Origin of the sequence: Nitrosomonas sp. (genome assembly GCF_021731985.1) — a bacterium.
Taxonomy (GTDB): Bacteria; Pseudomonadota; Gammaproteobacteria; order Burkholderiales; family Nitrosomonadaceae; genus Nitrosomonas.
This window is the reverse complement of the sequence record NZ_JAKFWH010000053.1, coordinates 1-18,745: the sequence shown is the minus strand read 5'-3', so window position 1 is coordinate 18,745 and position 18,745 is coordinate 1. Positions and strand designations below refer to the sequence as shown.

Sequence of the window (18,745 nt, the reverse complement as noted above, 5' to 3'; positions counted from 1 at the left end):
TAGGCTCACAAATCATCATCAAGTTACAAACCCTTGGGGCTTTCGTCGAAACAAACGACCGGATGCATCGGATCACAGGGCTCTTCATACAGGTCGAGAACATCTTCCATCGCCGCCACAAAGCCGGGGCTGACCTCTGGGATGCACCATTCCTGCTTTTGCCAGGGTTTAAGTGTGTTTTTTAAAAGCTAGCTCAGTTGACTCAATCAAGCTGTAAGCCATATGTGAAAATGCTTTCAGCCAATTTCGACTAATTTACCAGAATCTCACCTGACTGGTGATGATATGAGATTCTTTAAAAAACCCTTAATCTACAGGATTCTTGAGCGATTTAAGTGACCTCAACTGAGGGTCGGATTATGTCAAAACAAAGGCCAGATCGCTAGCCAGCGGCATTAGCAATGCGTTTCCACAAAACAATCTTTCAGGAATTCTACCAAGTAACATTTTGCAGAAAACGCTACCGTGACTTGAAATCCTCACAAAAAGGCCTGGACAGCTGTGCAATTATCATAATGAAAGAACTCACCAGGGAAAAATGCGCAATGATAAATTCTTATGGAGATTTTGTTCAGTAAGAAGCAAATTTGGAATACTAAAAACTTAAACCGAATCTGATCGTACAGATACCCAGTTAATCCGGCAGCTATACGATCAGATCGAGATTACTACATTCAATATACCAAGAACACCTCCCGATTACCAGGGAACGTCTTAGTGCGATGATTTAGAATTCTTCCCACTCATCACCACCGCCGCCTGATGCAACTTTACGCGGTTGTGCCGATGGGGACTCTGTGTGTGAATTGACCGCCACCTTTTTCGTAGCAGGGCCGCGATTAGGCAGTTTGGCAACTGTAGCAGGACGGTTAGTCCTTTTTACCGGTGCCGGTGTATGGCTGCCACCGCCGGACAGTTTGAAGGTACTGACTGCTTGCGTGAGTGTTTGCGCTTGTTCCTGCATGGATTCCGCCGCAGCCGCCGCTTCTTCCACCAACGCCGCGTTCTGTTGCGTGACTTCGTCCATTTGAGTCACGGCTTGATTGACTTGTTCAATACCTGAGCTTTGTTCTTGCGATGCGGCAGAGATTTCAGCCATGATATCGGTCACACGTTTGACCGCACTGACGATTTCATCCATGGTCGTGCCTGCTTCATCAACCAATCGTGTGCCTTCATCCACTTTGCTGACAGAATCGCTGATCAGTTCCTTGATCTCTTTCGCTGCAGCGGCTGAACGTTGCGCCAGTGTGCGCACTTCGGTTGCCACCACCGCAAAACCACGTCCTTGCTCACCGGCACGCGCTGCTTCTACTGCTGCGTTTAACGCCAGAATATTGGTCTGAAAAGCAATGCCGTCAATAACACTGATAATATCAACAATCTTGTGAGAGCTTTCATTAATCGATCTCATGGTATGCACTACTTGTCCCACTACCGCGCCGCCTTTTACCGCAACTTCCGATGCACCCGCTGCCAGTTGGTTGGCTTGGCGCGCATTATCCGCGTTTTGCTTCACGGTGGAAGTCAGTTCTTCCATCGAAGATGCAGTTTCTTCCAGGCTGGACGCTTGTTCTTCCGTGCGCTGGCTCAAATCTAAGTTACCTGAAGCAATTTCACCGGACGCGGTTGCGATTTGATCTGTTCCCATGCGCACCTTGCCGACAAGATCCACCAGATTGTCGTTCATTTCTTTGAGTGCCTGCATTAAACGACCGGTAGATGATTTGGTCGAGGTCACCACAATTTGCGAGGTAAGATCACCCGATGCTACTTTATGCGCAACTTCGATGGCTTCATCCAGTGGTGCAACTATAGATCGCAGTAACAAAGATCCAAATACAATCGATAGAATAATACCCAGCACGATTGCAGATATTGAAATCATAAAAATACTGTCGTAACTGCTTTGTGCGCTGGCATATTCCTTTGCGGCAACAGTTCCTTGTAAATCCAGTAAGGCGAATACGGTATCACGCAGTGCATTAAACTTTGGTACGGTATCTGCCGAAAGATTTTGCGCTGCCGCTTCAAATTCTCCTGTCGATGCTAGCTGAATGGTTCGATTCATTGAGCTCACATATTGTACGTGCTGTTCGCCTTTAACTTTGGTCAATCTTTCTTCTTCCGGTGTCAGAAAGGTTTCCAGGTATTTCGCCCACACCCCTTCATTCTGTCTCACTAATTTATTTGCATCCTCTCCCAGAGCTTTTGCAGTAGCCATATTGTTCGATTCAATTGCACTTTTTGCAGTCTCGCGCACCTGATACCAAACATCCAAGATTGATCCCAGTTGCACTGATGGAATTAAACGGTCTTCATAGATTGTCTTCATTCCAGTGTTCGAGTGTTTAAAACCATATAAACCCAGGGTACCGATACCTACCATTAATACTGATAGAATACTCATTACAAACATCAATCGAAATTTGATAGACGTATTTGTAAACATTTAAATCTCCTTTAAAAAAACTTTGCTTCAAAAACCATTTTGGTTAATTAATACTCTGTTCAATCAAACCCATCTCGCTACTGCCCATCAGCTTTTCGATATCAATCAATATCAACATGCGTTCTTCGACTGTCCCAAGACCCATGATATATTCCGTATCAATAACCGAACCGAATTCCGGTGTCGGACGCATCTGTTCGGCTTCCAGAGTCAGCACGTCGGATACTCCATCCACCACGATCCCCATGACGCGACCGGCCACATTTAAAATAATGACCACAGTAAATTGATCATAGTCCGCATTGCCTAGCCTGAATTTGATCCGCATATCGACAATCGGCACGATGATTCCGCGCAGATTGACGACTCCCTTGATAAACTCAGGCGCATTGGCAATTTGGGTGATCGAGTCATACCCGCGAATCTCTTGCACTTTAAGTATTTCTATCCCGTATTCTTCGCCGCCCAGACGAAAGGTCAGAAATTCGTTGGCCATATGGCTGGTAACCGGGCCGGATGATTCAGTGACTAGGTTTGCTGCTTGCTCCTGCATCATGAGTTATGCTCCTCTTGTTTGCTATATAAATCCCTATCCACCGGCAATTTATGATCTATCATCATTCTAATGAAATCTCTGTCATCGATTTTCTCCTACCTTTATTTCATACTTATGTTAATTAAGCCAAGAGTAGGATTTCTCTTACGGCACCAAGAAAAACTTTCTTTAACAGATTTTGCGGATTTTAGTGAAAACAATAATAGAAGCAAGGATGAAATAGAAAGCATATATACCCGCTTATCCTAATAGGAAGAAATGAGGACTATTGTAGGAATATAGCAATGTGCCGCGCGTATTGACTAAGCATGCGGCATAGTACTCGCGGCGGATTATTATGCCTTTTGAATTCTTGCAGGCTGCGAGCACATATTTCTTGTTATAAAATTGTGCTTTAAACGGGAGATAAGCAAAATGACAATCGAAGGCATGAATCATTTCACCGTACTGAGCAGTAATCTGGAAAGAAGTAAGGCATTTTATGTCAGTATTCTTGGCCTCACAGAAGGTTATCGCCCGCCTTTTGATTTTCCAGGTGCATGGCTTTATGCCGAAAATCAGGCGATCTTGCATATCATGACGGGCAAACCATTACCGGCCAATGCAGCCGGTGTAATTGATCACATGGCTTTTACTGCATCTAATCTGCACGCTGTAGTCAATACCTTAAAGCAGAACGGCGTTCACTATGAATTGCGCCGTTTGAAGGGGCTGGAAAGCTGGCAATTATTCTTTCATGATCCAGACGGTGCAAAAGTGGAATTGGATTTTCCGGCAAGCGAGCCGGAACCAAAAGAATAGCTGTTTATTTCACGCAATTCGGATTCTTACCTGCTGCACGGGCTTGCTGCATCAGTGGCATGGCTTTAGGCAAAAGACCCCGTAAATCATCGATACGCGTTTCAGGAGATGGATGAGTTGACAAAAATTCCACAGGTTGAGAGCCTTGACTGGCCTGCGCCATCTTCTGCCACAACGTAATACTCTCAGAAGGATTGAATCCAGCTTTTGCCATTAATTCAATACCAATCGCATCCGCCTCACTCTCATGCAAGCGGCTAAACGGCATGATCAACCCATACTGCGCACCAACACCGAGCAAACCCAATGCGTTCTGCCCCATGGGCGTCCGTGGCGCCGCCACTGCTGCGATCAATGAAATACCAATTTGCGCGCCCAGCTTTTGAGACATTCGCTCATTACTGTGTTTGGCCAACACATGGCCGATTTCGTGGCCAATCACAGCGGCCAATTGATCCTGATTATCCACCAGCTCAACCAATCCGGTATGCACGCCAATTTTGTTACCCGGCAAAGCAAAAGCATTCAATGTGTTATCCTTAAAAACAACCACTTCCCAATTACCACCGACTTCGCGTGTAATCGCATTTGTAATACATCGCACAAACTGATCTTCCTGTGCATTTTGACTGATTGTTTTCTCTTTTTTTAAATCTGAAAAAGCTTGCAGTCCCATCGCATCGACTTCACTATCGGGCATAAAAGCCAGTTGGCTTCTTCCCGTTGGGGTAGTCGCACAGGCGGTAAGAAAGATTACGATCAGTAGAACCAATATCATTCTGCGTTTCATAGTAGTAAGTATTTCCTTAAAAGGGGTCATTGAGTTTATTTCAAATCCTATGATATTTCTTTGAATCAATAGAATAGTAACTATTTTTTTGTTTATACCGCATAAATATGCTGGTATCTCTATTCGCTTAAAGTATGATATAACGCTTTTTCCAACAATATAAAGAGGAATTCCAAAATGGGCGATCACGTTTACAAAGTAATCGAAATCGTTGGTTCTTCAGCTAAAAGCATTGAAGATGCCATCCAGCAAGCCATTGCCAAATCCGGCGAAACACTGCGTAACCTGGATTGGTTTGAAGTGGTAGAAACCCGTGGACATATCGTTGAAGCCAAAGTTGCGCACTATCAGGTAAAACTAAAGATCGGTTTTCGTTTGGATTAATCTACCGCATCTGTATTGCTGTGTCACAGCATAAGAATATATACCATAGCAATCTGGTAATACTTGGTTAAGCAAATAGCTGCAGATTTTAAGGCAAAATCTGCGGAAGAATCACCGAGCTTCGACTCAGAGCAGATGACTGCCAAACTGCTGATAAAAATATTACGCCGAGTACAAAAGTAACCGTTCCAACACGCCACTAATCTCCAGCGTACAATACACAAATCCTCTCTATTCCGCTCAATATGCCAGCCATACCAATAGCGCGGCAAACCCAACGCAGCGGTCATCCATCAATTCTCAGGAAATTAAAAATGGCAAAAGGTAAAAAATACGAATTTCATGTCAAGCAAGAAAATACCGGTTGGACCGCAGAAATTATCAGAAAAGTAACGGCAAAGAGAACCATTGTTTCAAAGCGCCAGAAAGGTTTTTCATCTGAATCCGAGGCACAAGCATGGGGAGAAAGTGAGCTGAAAACAATCTTGCAGAGCGTGCATGAACGAAACCTGCAACGCGCCCAACAGCATGAACAAAAATCTGTCGAGTAATAGGCACAATCACCCCAAATACTTCACGGTATAATCAGCGTTTTACAGTAAAAAGCTAAATTCCATGCAAGAAAAATATCATCCCCAGGAAATCGAGAAAAACGCACAGCAATACTGGGATCAAACAGCCGCATTCAAAGCAACCGAAATTACCGGCAAGCCGAAATATTACTGCCTGTCGATGTTCCCCTATCCATCCGGCAAACTGCACATGGGGCATGTACGCAATTACACGATTGGAGATGTCTTATCGCGTTACCGCCGCATGCAGGGTTACAACGTCATGCAGCCGATGGGCTGGGATGCGTTTGGCCTGCCGGCTGAGAATGCCGCCATGCAAAACAATGTTTCTCCGGCGAAATGGACGTACGACAACATTGCCTACATGCGCAAGCAACTGAAGAGCCTGGGATTGAGTATTGATTGGTCGCGTGAAATCGCCACTTGTGATTCCAGTTATTATCACTGGAATCAATGGCTGTTCCTGCGCATGCTGAAAAAGGGATTGGCGTATCAAACTACTGGCACAGTCAATTGGGACCCGGTTGATCAGACTGTATTGGCTAACGAACAGGTGATTGATGGCTGCGGTTGGCGCACCGGTACACCGGTGGAAAAACGCGAAATCCCGATGTACTACATGAAAATCACCCAATATGCCGATGAACTGCTGGCAGCGCTGGACACACTGACCGGCTGGCCGGAACGAGTCCGAACTATGCAGGCTAATTGGATCGGTAAAAGCTACGGTGTCGACATCACCTTTCCGGCCGATACCGGATCCGGTACACCGCAAGATCTAAAAGTGTTTACTACCCGCGCGGATACGCTGCAAGGCGCAACCTATGTCGCCGTTGCTGCTGAACATCCGATCGCATTACATGCCGCAAAAAACAATCCATCGCTACAAGCTTTTATCCAGGAATGCAAACTCGGCTCAGCTAAAGAAGCCGATTTGGCGACACAAGAGAAGAAAGGCATGGATACCGGCTTGTTTGTGATCCATCCGCTGAATGGCAAGAAATTACCGGTATGGGTGGCCAATTACGTGTTGATGGGTTATGGCGAAGGCGCGGTTATGGCGGTTCCTGCGCATGATGAGCGTGATTTTGAGTTTGCCACAAAGTACGCACTCCCGATCAAAGCGGTTATCAAGCCACTGGATGGTGATCTGGAAATGCCGCTGGCACAAGCTTATGTAGAACATGGCGTGACCTTTGATTCCGGTGAATTTTCCGGATTGGAATTTCAGAAAGCAGTAGATGCTATTGCAGTGGTACTGGAACAAAAAGGCCTGGGCAGCAAACGTGTACACTATCGGTTGCGCGATTGGGGCATTTCACGCCAACGCTACTGGGGCTGCCCGATTCCGCTGATTCATTGCACCGATTGCGGTGTAGTGCCAGTACCGGACGATCAATTGCCGGTGGTGCTGCCGCAGGATTTGGTGCCCGATGGCTCGGGCAATCCATTAGCCAAAACCCCGTCCTTCTATGAATGCGCCTGTCCTAAATGCGGCAGAGCTGCGCGCCGGGAAACCGACACCATGGATACCTTTGTTGATTCATCCTGGTACTACGCCCGCTATGCCTGCCCCGACCAGAATCGGGCAATGACCGATGAGCGCGTCAATTACTGGCTGCCAGCCGATCAATATATCGGCGGTATTGAACACGCCATATTGCATTTACTGTATTCGCGATTCTGGAGCAAAGTCATGCGCGACCTGGGTTTAATGACTCTGGACGAACCGTTCACCAACCTGCTGACGCAGGGCATGGTGCTGAACGAAATTTTTTATCGTAAAGCCGACAGCGGACGCATGACCTATTTCAATCCGGCAGAAGTCAACATCCAGTATGACGAACAAGGCAAACGTTGCGGTGCAATCCTGCAAACCGACAACCAGCCGGTTGAATCGGGCGGCATCGGCACCATGTCGAAATCCAAAAATAATGGGGTTGATCCGCAAAAACTGGTGGAAGAATACGGCGCCGATACCGCACGTTTATTCATGATGTTTGCCAGTCCTCCGACGCAAACACTGGAATGGGCAGATGCCGGTGTCGATGGCGCATACCGTTTTCTCAAACGGCTATGGAAACAGGTTTACACGCACCTCCAGCACGGCGTTGTCGGGATTGATCCGGCGTTGCATCAAACATTAACGCCGGAACTCAAAGCCCTGCGCTGCCAATTACACCAGACCATCGCCAAAGTCAGCGACGACCTGGACCGGCGCCACACATTCAATACCGCCATTGCCGCTGTGATGGAATTGATGAACGGTCTGGCAAAAAGCCAGGGCACCGATCCAGCAAGCCGTAACCTGATGCAGGAAGCGCTGGAAAATATTGTGTTGCTGCTCTCCCCGATCGTTCCGCATATCTGCCATGAACTGTGGCGTGAACTCAAACCGGGCACCGAACTCTTTGATCAGCCTTGGCCACAGGCAGACAACACCGCCATGGTACAGGATGAAATCAAGCTGATTGTGCAAGTCAATGGTAAATTACGTGGAGAAATCAATGTCGCCAAAGATGCCGGGAAAGATGCCATTGAGCATGCTGCCTTGACGAATGAACATGTGCTGAAATTTATCGAGGGGCAAACAGTCAAAAAGATCATCGTCGTGCCCGGCAGATTGGTCAATATTGTTGTATAGGAATAGAGCAAATAATTATGAATCTGAGTAAACAGAAAATTCTTATCCTGGTGGTATTGTTCCTGCTGACTGCTTGCGGGTTCCAGTTGCGCGGACAAATTTCTTCGCTGCCTTTCAAATCAATGTATGTCTCCGCACCCGAGGGACATACCATTGGTTTGGATCTAGAACGTGCGGTAGCTACCTCATCCACAACCAAAGTCACCACCAATGCAGTGGAAGCGGAAGCCGTTCTGGAAGTTGTCAGTGCTGTCCATGAACGGGTCATCCTGTCCTTGTCCGGCGGTGGCCGTGTGCGTGATTTTAATTTGATCTACCGGGTTGTGTATCGTCTTGTTGACAAACAAGGCATTGAAATCATCCCTAACACTGAAATTGCTATAACACGCGTCCTTCCTTTCCTGGATGCGCAAATCCTGGCCAAAGAAGCGGAGGAGAAGTTACTGCAAAAAGACATGCAAGCCGACGCCATCCAGCAGATCATCTGGCGCTTATCCGCAATTAAAATGCCAGCTTAGCCCTCATTGGCGCTACTTACCGGCATGCGGATAAAGCTTGAACAGCTTCCCCAGCACCTGCAGAAACAAACTGCTTCGCTCTACACATTATTTGGCAATGAACCGCTGCTAATTCTGGAAGCCGCTGATTTAATCCGAGCCCATGCGCGTCAGCAAGGTTATACCGAACGTGAGCTGTTCACCGCCGATCAGCACTTCGATTGGTCTGATCTGTTGAATGCAGGCAACAACTTATCTCTGTTTGGCGATCGCAAAATCATGGATATCCGCATCCCGTCCGGCAAACCCGGCAAGGAAGGCGGTAAAGCCATAGAAGCTTATTGCAACGCCCTGCCACCCGACACCCTCACGCTCATCACTCTCCCCAGAATAGATAAACAGGGGCAAGCAACCAAATGGTTCAAAGCGCTTGAAACCGCCAGCACCCTGATCCCGGTTTATGCCATCGAGCGTGACCAGCTACCCGGTTGGATCGGACAGCGTCTTGCCCGGCAGCAACAAAAAACCGATTTCGCCACACTGCAATTTCTCGCGGATCAAGTGGAAGGCAATCTGCTCGCTGCACATCAGGAAATTCAGAAACTTGCGCTGCTTTACCCCGGCGGCGACCTGACATTCGACCAAGTGAAAGAGGTGGTTCTGGACGTGGCGCGTTACGATGTCTATCAATTATCCGACGCCATGATCTCAGCCAGCACCGCCCGTTACACCCGTATCCTGAGCGGATTGCAAGGCGAAGGAACAGCCCCGTTGCTAATTCTCGCCACCCTCGCCGAACAAATCCGCCAATTGATCATCCTCCGCAAAGGTCTCGACAACGGTCAACCGCCCGCACAACTATTACAGGCAGCCAGAGTCTGGGGCGATAGGCAGAAATCAGTAATGACCGCCGCCAAACGCATCAGTCTGCAATCGCTGACGCAGGGATTATCCGATGCTGCAAAAATAGACCGGATTATAAAGGGGGTAGCACAAGGGGATATTTGGGATGAATTGCTGCAATTGGGGCTGCGTTTTGCCATTCATAGACATTAGAATTCTGAGAAAACAACTAGTTAGCCTCGCTGCTATTCCTTCTTTTTACAGAATCGTACAGAAAATTCAGATGGGTAAAAGCAACTACCTTTTCAGAGGCAAACTTCTTGTTCGAACAAACTTATTCGTACATTTGAATCAGCACATCGAATCGATTCAACTAACCCCCGCTCGCCTAAACAAAAACCGCATGAGGCAAGCGGAATGTTACTCAAACTCCTCCTACTATTTTTTCTGATCTTCAGTCTTTTCCTTCTTATCCTTTGTGATAGGATTCTGAACACCATAGCCCTCTTCCTTAGCCTTGTAGCCGCCATATGCGCCGGCTCCTCCCGCCGCAAGTAGCCAGCATCCCGAAAGCACCGGCACCACGAGTAGAATCACCACATAACGTAATATTTTTGTTTTCATTATAGCCTCCAACAAAATTTATCAGAATTTTTCATTAGAATGATTATTCTAATACTAACAATTGTGACAGATGAATAAGCATTATGCTTATTTTTACTGCACGATTAGATACTCACAAAAAAATAACGATTTCAGCCTAACGCTCATACGCTAGCACCGGCGCTAGCCATTTCTCCGTTTCTTCTACTGTCCAGCCTTTCCGTTTCGCATAATCTTCCACTTGATCTTTGCCGATTTTACCGACGGCAAAGAAGGTGGATTCGGGGTGTGCAAAGTAAAAGCCGGATACTGCTGCGGTCGGCACCATGGCAAACGACTCTGTAATAATGATACCGGCATTTTCTGAAGCATTCAGCACTGCGAACAGCGGGCCTTTTTCGGTGTGATCCGGACACGCGGGATAACCCGGTGCGGGGCGAATGCCGCGATATTCTTCGTTGATCAATTGTTCGTTGGTTAAGGTTTCATCTTTGGCATAACCCCAGAACTCGCGGCGCACGCGCGAATGCATGTGCTCGGCGAAGGCTTCTGCCAGACGATCCGCCAGTGCCTTGAGTACAATCGCACTGTAGTCATCGTTGGCATCTTCAAAGGCTTTGACGCGCTCATCAATACCGAATCCGGCGCCTACAGCAAACAAGCCGATGGTGTCTTTGATACCAGTTTCTTTCGGCGCAATGAAATCAGATAGGCAGCGATTGGGTTTCCCGGTCGGTTTCTGGTCTTGCTGGCGCAAACAATGATAAGTCATGGCCAACTTACTGCGTGTTTGATCGGTATAAATTTCGATATCATCGCCGACGGAATTAGCCGGGAACAAACCAATCACCGCGTTGGCACTCAGCCATTTTTGCTCGACGATTTTTTTCAACATCGTCTGCGCATCGCGAAATAGCTGGCTTGCCGTTTCTCCGACGACTTCATCCTTCAGAATGTCCGGATAACGCCCGGCAAGTTCCCAAGCCTGGAAGAAAGGCGTCCAATCGATATACGGAACAATTTTTTCCAGCGGGTAATTATTCAACGTACGGACACCGATCAGTTCGGGCTGATACGGCTGGTAATTCGCCCAATCGGTTTGGTACGCATTGGCTCGCGCTTCAGCCATCGTCAGCAGCTTCGCCGTCCCTTTCTTGTTCTTGTGCTGGGTGCGCACTTTCTCGTATTCTTCCTTGATTTCCTGCACATAACCCGCCAGTAAATCCCGTGAAAGCAGATTACTGCACACACCCACCGCACGACTGGCATCGGGCACCCATACGGTTGGGCCTTCATAATGCGGCGCAATTTTGACAGCAGTATGCACCCGGGAAGTGGTTGCGCCACCGATCAACAGTGGAATCGTGAATCCCTCGCGCTGCATTTCCTTGGCGACATGTGCCATTTCTTCCAGAGAAGGCGTGATCAATCCTGACAGACCGATGATGTCGGCCTTTTCACGCCGCGCCATATCCAGAATCTGCGCGCTCGGCACCATCACGCCCATGTTGATCACTTCGTAGTTATTACACTGCAAAACCACGGTCACAATGTTCTTGCCGATATCATGCACATCGCCCTTGACGGTGGCGATGACAATTTTTCCTTTGGGTTTGTTATCGCCGGATAATTTCTTTTCGGCTTCGATGAACGGCAGCAAATGCGCTACCGCTTGTTTCATCACCCGCGCCGATTTGACCACTTGCGGCAAAAACATTTTACCGGCGCCAAACAGATCACCCACGACGCTCATGCCTTCCATCAACGGCCCTTCGATCACCTGAATCGGGCGGCCACCTTTGTTTTCAATCTCCACACGCGCCGCTTCGGTATCTTCCACAATAAAAGCGTCAATGCCCCTGACCAAGGCATGCGTCAGCCGTTGTTGCAGTGGTTCATCGCGCCACGCCAGGTCTTCAACCTGTTCTTTTTTCTTACCCTTGAAATTTTCCGCAAACTCAACCAGACGTTCGGTCGCATCCAGACGCCGGTTCAGAATAACATCTTCAACTTTTTCCAGCAGCTCAGCAGGAATATCCGAATACACACCCAATTGCCCGGCGTTCACAATGCCCATCGTCATACCGGCTTTAATCGCGTGGTACAGAAATGCGGTATGAATGGCTTCACGAATCGGCTCGTTGCCGCGGAAGGAAAACGAAACATTGGATACCCCGCCGCTCACTTTGGCATACGGCAGCATTTGTTTAATAATTCGGGTAGCATCGATAAAATCGACACCGTAGTTATTATGTTCTTCAATTCCCGTCGCAATCGCGAAAATATTCGGATCAAAAATAATGTCCTCGGGCGGGAAACCAACCTGATCAACCAGCAAACGATAACTGCGCGTGCAGATATCCACCTTGCGTTTCAGCGTGTCGGCCTGGCCTAGTTCATCAAACGCCATCACGATCACCGCCGCGCCATAGCGGCGAGCCAATTTAGCATGTTTGATGAACTCTTCCTCGCCCTCTTTCATGCTGATCGAGTTAATAACGGATTTACCTTGCACGCATTTCAAGCCCGCTTCGATTACGGTCCATTTACTGGAATCCAGCATAATCGGCACTTTGCAGATATCCGGCTCGGCAGCCACCAGATTCAGGAATGTCACCATGGCTTTTTGCGAATCCAGCATGGCTTCATCCATGTTGATATCGATGATCTGCGCACCACTCTCAACCTGGCTACGCGCTACGTTCAACGCTTCGGCATAATCATCGTTGAGTATCAAACGGGCGAATGCCCTGGAGCCGGTGACATTGGTTCGTTCACCGACATTCACAAACAGTGAATCATCGCTAATATTCAATGGTTCCAAACCGGACAAACGCAGTTTCTTGGGAATCTCAGGTATTTTACGCGGCGCAATATCACTGACGGCTTGGGCGATGGCTTTGATATGCGCCGGGGTCGTCCCGCAACAGCCGCCCACAATATTCACAAAGCCGGATTGCGCGAATCCTTTGATTTGATTCGCGGTATATTCAGGCGATTCATCATAGCCCGTGTCGGATAACGGATTGGGCAAACCGGCATTGGGATGCACACTGGTATAAACATCCGCCACCCCTGCCAGTTCTTCGATATACGGGCGCATGAGCTCAGCACCCAACGCGCAATTAATACCGACGGATATCGGCCGGGTATGGCTAACCGAATTCCAGAATGCTTCCGGGGTTTGTCCTGACAGCGTGCGTCCGGAAGCATCGGTAATGGTGACTGAAATCATGATCGGCAGACGGATACCCTGGTCTTCGAAGAATTGGTCAATGGCAAAAAGCGCCGCTTTGGCATTGAGCGAATCGAAAATAGTCTCGACCAGTAGGATATCAACACCACCATCCACCAACCCGCGAATCGACTCGGTATAGTCGACGACTAATTGATCATAAGTAATGCCACGAAAGCCCGGATCATTGACATCCGGAGAAATGGAAGCTGTTTTGGTGGTCGGCCCGATCACGCCAGCAACAAAACGCGGTTTTTCTGGTGTTTTTGCTTCGAAGCTTTGCGCCGCTTCATGCGCCAGTTTTGCGGCAGAACAATTCAATTCATACACCAGATCCTGCATGTGATAATCCGCCATCGAAGCCGCATTCGAATTGAAGGTATTGGTCTCAAGGATATCCGCCCCCGCTTCCAGATAACCCGTATGGATCGAACGGATAATTTCCGGTTGCGTGAGTGTCAGCAAATCGTTATTGCCTCGCAGATCATGCGGAAAATCGGCAAAACGCTGGCCACGAAAATCCGCTTCGGTCAGTTTGAAGGTCTGAATCATCGTGCCCATCGCGCCATCCAAAATCAGGATGCGCTGGGCAAATAAACTTTCCAATAAGGCGGTGCGGGATTCTCTAGTCATGGATTTGTTCATGTTGTAAAAAAGATAGATAAGGCATTATACCTGAGCTGTTTCGATCTATCGCGCAGGTTGTTAGCGATAAAGCGGTGAATGGTGCCTTGCCTACCCCACATGCAGCTGAATCACTGTCATTTCGAGCATGGCGAGCAATCTATACTGCTGATCCCCAAAGATTCCTCATTACGTTCGGAATGACAAAAGTGGGTATTCCAGTATATTCCTTGACACGCCTGTCACATATCATGTAATTTCACGTCCTCATTTTTGGTGCCTTCAAATTTCTTCCTTGAAGGTTAAACGGGAAGCTGGTGCGTTCTGATTAAATTCAGGCAATGCCAGCACTGCCCCCGCAACGGTAATTGAGTTAACAATCTGCATTACGCCACTGTGTAACGACACGGGAAGGCGCAGATCTGGGATTTATCCCGCTCATGAGTCCGGAGACCGGCCCGAAGTGACCATTACTACGGTATCGCGGAGGGCGGTCGGTGGCAATATGATCAGCTTTAATTTTCCGGGCTGGTCCGTTTGTCCATTCCAAATCTCCCTTCTGCATTCCTTCATTTCAAGAATTGACAACGCGCGGGTGTGCGCGAAGGAATCGGATCATGCAAAAATGCCGTTTACTGGCAATGGCTGTGCTATGGCTTAGTGCAGCTGCGAATGTGTTTGCAGCCACTGCAAATCATCAGGAAAAACCCGTTATTGTCACGGCAACACGTACGGCACAAACTGCCGAATCTTCGTTGGCTTCAGTGACGGTCATTACGCGCGCGGATATTGAACGTCAGCAGGCACGGTCAATTCAGGATTTATTGCGCGGCGTGCCCGGTGTGAGTATTTCAAATAGCGGGGGAGCGGGCAAGAATACATCAGTTTTCATGCGAGGCACCGAATCTGATCATATTCTGGTGATGATCGATAACATCAAGGTCGGTTCGGCAACATCCGGCGCAACCGCATTTGAAAACATTCCCATTGAACAGATTGATCGTATTGAGATTGTGCGCGGCCCACGTTCCAGTTTATATGGTTCTGAGGCTATCGGCGGTGTTATCCATATTTTTACGCGCAAAGGTGATAGTGGCGGACTCAAGCCGAATTTTGGTTTTGGCGGCGGCACCTATGGCACACTGGAGGGCTCGGTGGGCTTGTCACAAAGAGGTACGCAAGGCTGGTTAAATATGAGTGCCAGTGGAATTGGCACAAAAGGATTCAATGCTTGTACCGGTTCCGATACGGCAGGTTGCTTCACTTATGAGCCTGATCGGGATGGTTATCGCAATGTGGCGGGCAGCATGCGCGGGGGTTATCGGTTTCAAAATGGACTGGAAATTGATGCCAGTTTTATGCATTCTGCGGGGAAAACCGAGCTTGATGGCAGTTTTGCCAATAAGGCTGTCTTGGCACAACAGGTTCTTGGCGGCACAGCGCGTTACTCCCCGGTAGATTTCTGGCGCGTTAATCTGATCGCAGGCCGCAGCCGGGACGATTCAGATAATTTCCTGGGCACTGCTTTCCAAAGCCGGTTTAATACCCTACGTGATACAGTTACCTTGCTGAATGATTTTACTTTGGGTAAAAATCAATTGTTAACAGTCGGTACGGATTATCAAAATGATCATGTTAAAAGCACGGAAGCATTCACTGTCAACTCGCGCACTAATTGGGGTGCATTTGCTCAGCATCAGGCAACTGTCGCTAAGCATGATATTCTATTATCTCTGCGACATGATGATAACCAGCAATTTGGCAGCAGAGTGACCGGCGGCGCTGGCTGGGGTTATCCGCTCACTGAGAATATTCGCCTGCTGGCCAATTTCGGTAGCGCTTTTAAAGCTCCCACATTTAACGAACTGTATTTTCCCGGTTTTAGTAACCCGAATTTGCGTCCGGAAGACTCGCGCAGCTACGAATTCGGCACTCGCGGCAAAGCGGATTGGGGAAATTGGTCGTTGAACGTTTATGAAACCCATATTCTTCATTTGATTGCTTTTGACGCCAATACCTTCGCACCCGCCAATATTGATCAGGCACGCATACGCGGGTTTGAGGGCGTAATCAGCACGCAAATAAAAGGCTGGCAATTCAATACGAACCTGACACTGCTTGACCCAGTGAATCGTTCCTCTGAGTTAAATCGAGGTAATATACTGCCACGGCGCGCTGAACAATCATTCCGGCTGGATGCCGATCGTCAGTTTGGACAATATTATAAATTAGGAGCCATGCTTCTGGCCGAAGGTGAGCGTTATGATGATCTGGCCAATACCCGCAAGCTGGACAGTTACGTCAAATTTGATCTACGTGCTGAATATATCTTGAACAAACATTGGCGCCTGCAAGGACGTATTGAAAATTTATTTAATGAACGCTATGAAACAGCTGCATTCTTCAATCAACCAGGGCGGAATTTCTTTGCCATGGTACGTTATCAACCTTAACAAGGAGTTAAATATGTTGACTTTATCCATCCGCAATCAACTGGCTATCGGATTGTTGCTTGTGTCATTGATGATTCTCACCCGTAGCCATCACTTTGCTTCGGTACATAACCTGGCAGATGCCTCCTGGGTCATCTTCTTTCTGGCCGGAGTCTATTTGCGGTCCGCATGGCCATTACTGGGTTTCTTTGCGTTGAGCTGGTGGCTGGACTTTGCAGCTTACACTTGGGGCGGCGTCAGTGATTTCTGTATCACACCGGCTTATGTGTTCCTGCTACCGGCTTATGCTTCGTTATGGCTGGCTGGCCGCTGGTACGCCAAGCAATACCAATTTACATGGCATACCGTGATGCCGCTTTCTCTCAGTGTCATGGCTGGTTTAATTCTGTGTGAATTATTTTCCGGCGGCGGGTTTTATTTCTTCTCCGGCCGTATTGCAGAAACATCCTTTAGCGAATTTGGCGAGCAAGTGATCAAATACTTTCCACTTTATATCGAGACATTCGTTTTCTATTTGGGCATCGCCATCGTAATGCATACGCTATTCACGTTGATTATTCAGCAATTCAATCCACGCAACACCACCACGGGATAGCAGCATGGTTGATTCCGAGCGCTCTGAGCGCCACCGCACACGCATGCAGCGAAAAAAAGAATTAATCGATGCAGCGATTGCGCGCGCTGATCGTGAACAAGGCTTATTATTGGTTCACACCGGCAATGGTAAGGGAAAATCCAGCTCGGCATTTGGCATGATTGCACGGGCACTGGGTCATGGCATGCGTGTGGGGGTGGCGCAATTTATCAAGGGACGCTCAGACACAGGCGAGGAAGCCTTTTTCCGTAAACAGGAAAATGTCATCTGGCATGTGCTGGGTGAAGGCTTCACTTGGGATACGCAGAATCTGGAGCGCGATACAGAAACAGCGCAACGCGGCTGGGCCATAGTGCAAGAAATGCTGCGCGACCCATCGCTCGATCTAATCATACTCGACGAGCTGACTTATCCGCTCAAGTTTGGCTGGCTGGATTTAACCACAGTACTGGGCGATCTGAAAAACCGACCGCCCATGCAGCATGTCGTCATTACCGGGCGCGGCGCACTCGATGCGCTCTGTGAAGCCGCAGATACCGTCACCGAAATGACGGACATTAAACATGCCTTTCGGGCTGGTATTCAGGCACAGAAAGGCATAGATCTGTAACCTTATGAGCAAAAATATTGCTTCAGGATACTGAACGACTACTATTTATGGTGTCCTCAGAAAGTTAGAAGACATTATGACTGTAGCCAATCTTGCATTTTGACGAGCGAGATTGCTTCAGCCAATCCAGTTATTTTCGAGCAAGCATCCCCCGGTAGGACACTTCATTGCGCAGAATGGTGAGCCGGGTGCAATCGGGTTTCACTTGCCGGAACAGCCCGCATCAAGAATTGTAACAAACTACCATCAACCATTTTGAGGTGAGACATCATGCGGAGATATCTAACCAATTCATTGATTCATAATCAGAACATTCTGAGCAATTCATCCAGATGATGACAGACTCCTAGAATACTTTGAAACAACAGTAAGATATCTCCATGATAAAAGCGAGTGTTGTAACGAAGATTGTAGTTATCTCGGTGGCATCGTTGCCGGCATTGATGGTGATTTCTTCGTTACCGTTCAGTCTTTACGGACTCGGTATTTTGTCGGGCTGGCTTGGAACGGGACTGATTTCCGCCAGTTTACTGTTGATGATCCGTGAGCCAGTTTGGACGGCTTGGTTTGGCGGATTACAACGCATGTATCAGTGGCATCATAATATGAGCGTGGCGGGGTATGGCTTGCTATTAACACACCCCTTGATTCTGGCCAGCAGTTACTACGAAGTTGATCTCGATACCGTATGGGAGTACCTATCACCTTCTAATCCGGATATTCTGAATAGGATGGGTTGGATTGGATTGATCGGCTTCATGCTTGGTTTGGCAGCATCTTTCTCGCCGCGTCTGCCCTATAGTTGGTGGCGGCGTCTGCACATGTTGTTAGTGGTCGCTATGCTGATCGGTTTGGGACATATCTGGATCGCCAGTGGTTTTTCTGTCAGCCTGACGATCGTTTTGTTGATTACCGTGATTGCTATGAGCTGGCGGCTAGTGCGTAACGATTATGGTGCCGGTTCCTTTCCTTACGAAGTCAGTACGGTTTCTCATCCATCGGAACGCATTACGGAGGTAATGTTGCGTCCACTGGCCAAGCCGATAAGCATTGCCCAGGGTCAATTTGTCAACGCGGCTTTTTTTG

15 protein-coding genes, 2 pseudogenes and 1 riboswitch are annotated in these 18,745 nt (G+C 48.1%); of the genes and pseudogenes, 11 read left to right on the top strand and 6 right to left on the bottom strand.

The window, feature by feature from the left end:
- Nucleotides 1-26 precede the first annotated feature (26 nt).
- A pseudogene (locus QZ942_RS06735) lies at nucleotides 27-188 on the bottom strand (IS630 family transposase); the annotation flags it as partial.
- Between the two features lie 216 nt (nucleotides 189-404).
- On the opposite strand from QZ942_RS06735, the pseudogene QZ942_RS06730 reads away from it, so the two are divergent.
- A pseudogene (locus tag QZ942_RS06730) lies at nucleotides 405-541 on the top strand (IS481 family transposase); the annotation flags it as partial.
- Between the two features lie 186 nt (nucleotides 542-727).
- Here the strand turns inward: QZ942_RS06730 and QZ942_RS06725 are convergent.
- Both QZ942_RS06725 and QZ942_RS06720 read right to left on the bottom strand, forming a co-directional pair.
- The gene (locus QZ942_RS06725; RefSeq protein ID WP_292993934.1) at nucleotides 728-2,452 is read right to left on the bottom strand and encodes a methyl-accepting chemotaxis protein; all 1,725 of its coding nucleotides are present in this window, start codon (nucleotides 2,450-2,452) and stop codon (nucleotides 728-730) included.
- 43 nt (nucleotides 2,453-2,495) lie between these two features.
- Entirely contained in the window at nucleotides 2,496-3,008 is a 513-nt protein-coding gene (locus QZ942_RS06720; protein WP_292993932.1) for a chemotaxis protein CheW, read from the bottom strand.
- 414 nt (nucleotides 3,009-3,422) lie between these two features.
- On the opposite strand from QZ942_RS06720, the gene QZ942_RS06715 reads away from it, so the two are divergent.
- Nucleotides 3,423-3,809, top strand: coding sequence for a VOC family protein (locus QZ942_RS06715; protein WP_292993930.1), 387 nt, complete (start codon nucleotides 3,423-3,425; stop codon nucleotides 3,807-3,809).
- A gap of 4 nt (nucleotides 3,810-3,813) precedes the next feature.
- Here QZ942_RS06715 and QZ942_RS06710 read toward each other — a convergent pair whose 3' ends face one another.
- Complete coding sequence (locus QZ942_RS06710) at nucleotides 3,814-4,599, bottom strand: M48 family metallopeptidase (RefSeq protein WP_292993928.1); 786 nt, start codon at nucleotides 4,597-4,599, stop codon at nucleotides 3,814-3,816.
- A gap of 177 nt (nucleotides 4,600-4,776) precedes the next feature.
- On the opposite strand from QZ942_RS06710, the gene QZ942_RS06705 reads away from it, so the two are divergent.
- The 5 genes from QZ942_RS06705 (at nucleotide 4,777) to holA (ending at nucleotide 9,752) form a co-directional block, all read left to right on the top strand.
- Nucleotides 4,777-4,983: a dodecin gene (locus QZ942_RS06705; RefSeq protein WP_292926454.1), complete on the top strand. Its 207-nt coding sequence runs from the start codon at nucleotides 4,777-4,779 to the stop codon at nucleotides 4,981-4,983.
- 314 nt (nucleotides 4,984-5,297) lie between these two features.
- The gene (locus tag QZ942_RS06700; RefSeq protein WP_292993926.1) at nucleotides 5,298-5,534 is read left to right on the top strand and encodes a DUF3622 domain-containing protein; all 237 of its coding nucleotides are present in this window, start codon (nucleotides 5,298-5,300) and stop codon (nucleotides 5,532-5,534) included.
- Nucleotides 5,535-5,598: 64 nt separating this feature from the next.
- Nucleotides 5,599-8,199: a leucine--tRNA ligase gene (leuS, locus tag QZ942_RS06695; protein WP_292993924.1), complete on the top strand. Its 2,601-nt coding sequence runs from the start codon at nucleotides 5,599-5,601 to the stop codon at nucleotides 8,197-8,199.
- A 17-nt stretch (nucleotides 8,200-8,216) separates the two neighbouring features.
- A complete protein-coding gene (lptE, locus tag QZ942_RS06690) occupies nucleotides 8,217-8,717 on the top strand; it encodes an LPS assembly lipoprotein LptE (protein ID WP_292993922.1) in 501 nt (166 codons plus the stop codon).
- 6 nt (nucleotides 8,718-8,723) lie between these two features.
- Nucleotides 8,724-9,752: a DNA polymerase III subunit delta gene (gene holA, locus QZ942_RS06685; protein ID WP_366836190.1), complete on the top strand. Its 1,029-nt coding sequence runs from the start codon at nucleotides 8,724-8,726 to the stop codon at nucleotides 9,750-9,752.
- Between the two features lie 225 nt (nucleotides 9,753-9,977).
- Here holA and QZ942_RS06680 read toward each other — a convergent pair whose 3' ends face one another.
- Nucleotides 9,978-10,163 carry a hypothetical protein gene (locus QZ942_RS06680; protein WP_292926450.1) on the bottom strand — a complete coding sequence of 62 codons (186 nt, stop codon included), beginning with the start codon at nucleotides 10,161-10,163 and terminating at the stop codon, nucleotides 9,978-9,980.
- A 136-nt stretch (nucleotides 10,164-10,299) separates the two neighbouring features.
- Complete coding sequence (gene metH, locus QZ942_RS06675) at nucleotides 10,300-14,010, bottom strand: methionine synthase (protein ID WP_292993920.1); 3,711 nt, start codon at nucleotides 14,008-14,010, stop codon at nucleotides 10,300-10,302.
- Nucleotides 14,011-14,258: 248 nt separating this feature from the next.
- Nucleotides 14,259-14,478: riboswitch (cobalamin riboswitch) on the top strand.
- Between the two features lie 140 nt (nucleotides 14,479-14,618).
- On the opposite strand from metH, the gene btuB reads away from it, so the two are divergent.
- The 4 genes from btuB to QZ942_RS06655 form a co-directional block, all read left to right on the top strand.
- Nucleotides 14,619-16,454, top strand: a complete 1,836-nt coding sequence (btuB, locus tag QZ942_RS06670) for a TonB-dependent vitamin B12 receptor (RefSeq protein ID WP_292993918.1) — start codon at nucleotides 14,619-14,621, stop codon at nucleotides 16,452-16,454.
- Between the two features lie 13 nt (nucleotides 16,455-16,467).
- Entirely contained in the window at nucleotides 16,468-17,049 is a 582-nt protein-coding gene (locus QZ942_RS06665; protein ID WP_292993916.1) for a hypothetical protein, read from the top strand.
- A 4-nt stretch (nucleotides 17,050-17,053) separates the two neighbouring features.
- Complete coding sequence (gene cobO / locus QZ942_RS06660; protein WP_292993914.1) at nucleotides 17,054-17,659, top strand: cob(I)yrinic acid a,c-diamide adenosyltransferase; 606 nt, start codon at nucleotides 17,054-17,056, stop codon at nucleotides 17,657-17,659.
- Nucleotides 17,660-18,039: 380 nt separating this feature from the next.
- On the top strand, nucleotides 18,040-18,745 hold a 706-nt coding region (locus tag QZ942_RS06655; protein WP_292993912.1), incomplete at its 3' end, for a ferric reductase-like transmembrane domain-containing protein.

Bases quoted from the DNA above. Each gene is read 5' to 3' on its own strand.
- QZ942_RS06725 (WP_292993934.1), bottom strand. From the start codon at position 2,452: ATGTTTACAAATACGTCTATCAAATTTCGATTGATGTTTGTAATGAGT.
- QZ942_RS06720 (WP_292993932.1), bottom strand. From the start codon at position 3,008: ATGATGCAGGAGCAAGCAGCAAACCTAGTCACTGAATCATCCGGCCCG.
- QZ942_RS06715 (WP_292993930.1), top strand. From the start codon at position 3,423: ATGACAATCGAAGGCATGAATCATTTCACCGTACTGAGCAGTAATCTG.
- QZ942_RS06710 (WP_292993928.1), bottom strand. From the start codon at position 4,599: ATGAAACGCAGAATGATATTGGTTCTACTGATCGTAATCTTTCTTACC.
- QZ942_RS06705 (WP_292926454.1), top strand. From the start codon at position 4,777: ATGGGCGATCACGTTTACAAAGTAATCGAAATCGTTGGTTCTTCAGCT.
- QZ942_RS06700 (WP_292993926.1), top strand. From the start codon at position 5,298: ATGGCAAAAGGTAAAAAATACGAATTTCATGTCAAGCAAGAAAATACC.
- leuS (WP_292993924.1), top strand. From the start codon at position 5,599: ATGCAAGAAAAATATCATCCCCAGGAAATCGAGAAAAACGCACAGCAA.
- lptE (WP_292993922.1), top strand. From the start codon at position 8,217: ATGAATCTGAGTAAACAGAAAATTCTTATCCTGGTGGTATTGTTCCTG.
- QZ942_RS06680 (WP_292926450.1), bottom strand. From the start codon at position 10,163: ATGAAAACAAAAATATTACGTTATGTGGTGATTCTACTCGTGGTGCCG.
- metH (WP_292993920.1), bottom strand. From the start codon at position 14,010: ATGACTAGAGAATCCCGCACCGCCTTATTGGAAAGTTTATTTGCCCAG.
- btuB (WP_292993918.1), top strand. From the start codon at position 14,619: ATGCAAAAATGCCGTTTACTGGCAATGGCTGTGCTATGGCTTAGTGCA.
- QZ942_RS06665 (WP_292993916.1), top strand. From the start codon at position 16,468: ATGTTGACTTTATCCATCCGCAATCAACTGGCTATCGGATTGTTGCTT.
- cobO (WP_292993914.1), top strand. From the start codon at position 17,054: ATGGTTGATTCCGAGCGCTCTGAGCGCCACCGCACACGCATGCAGCGA.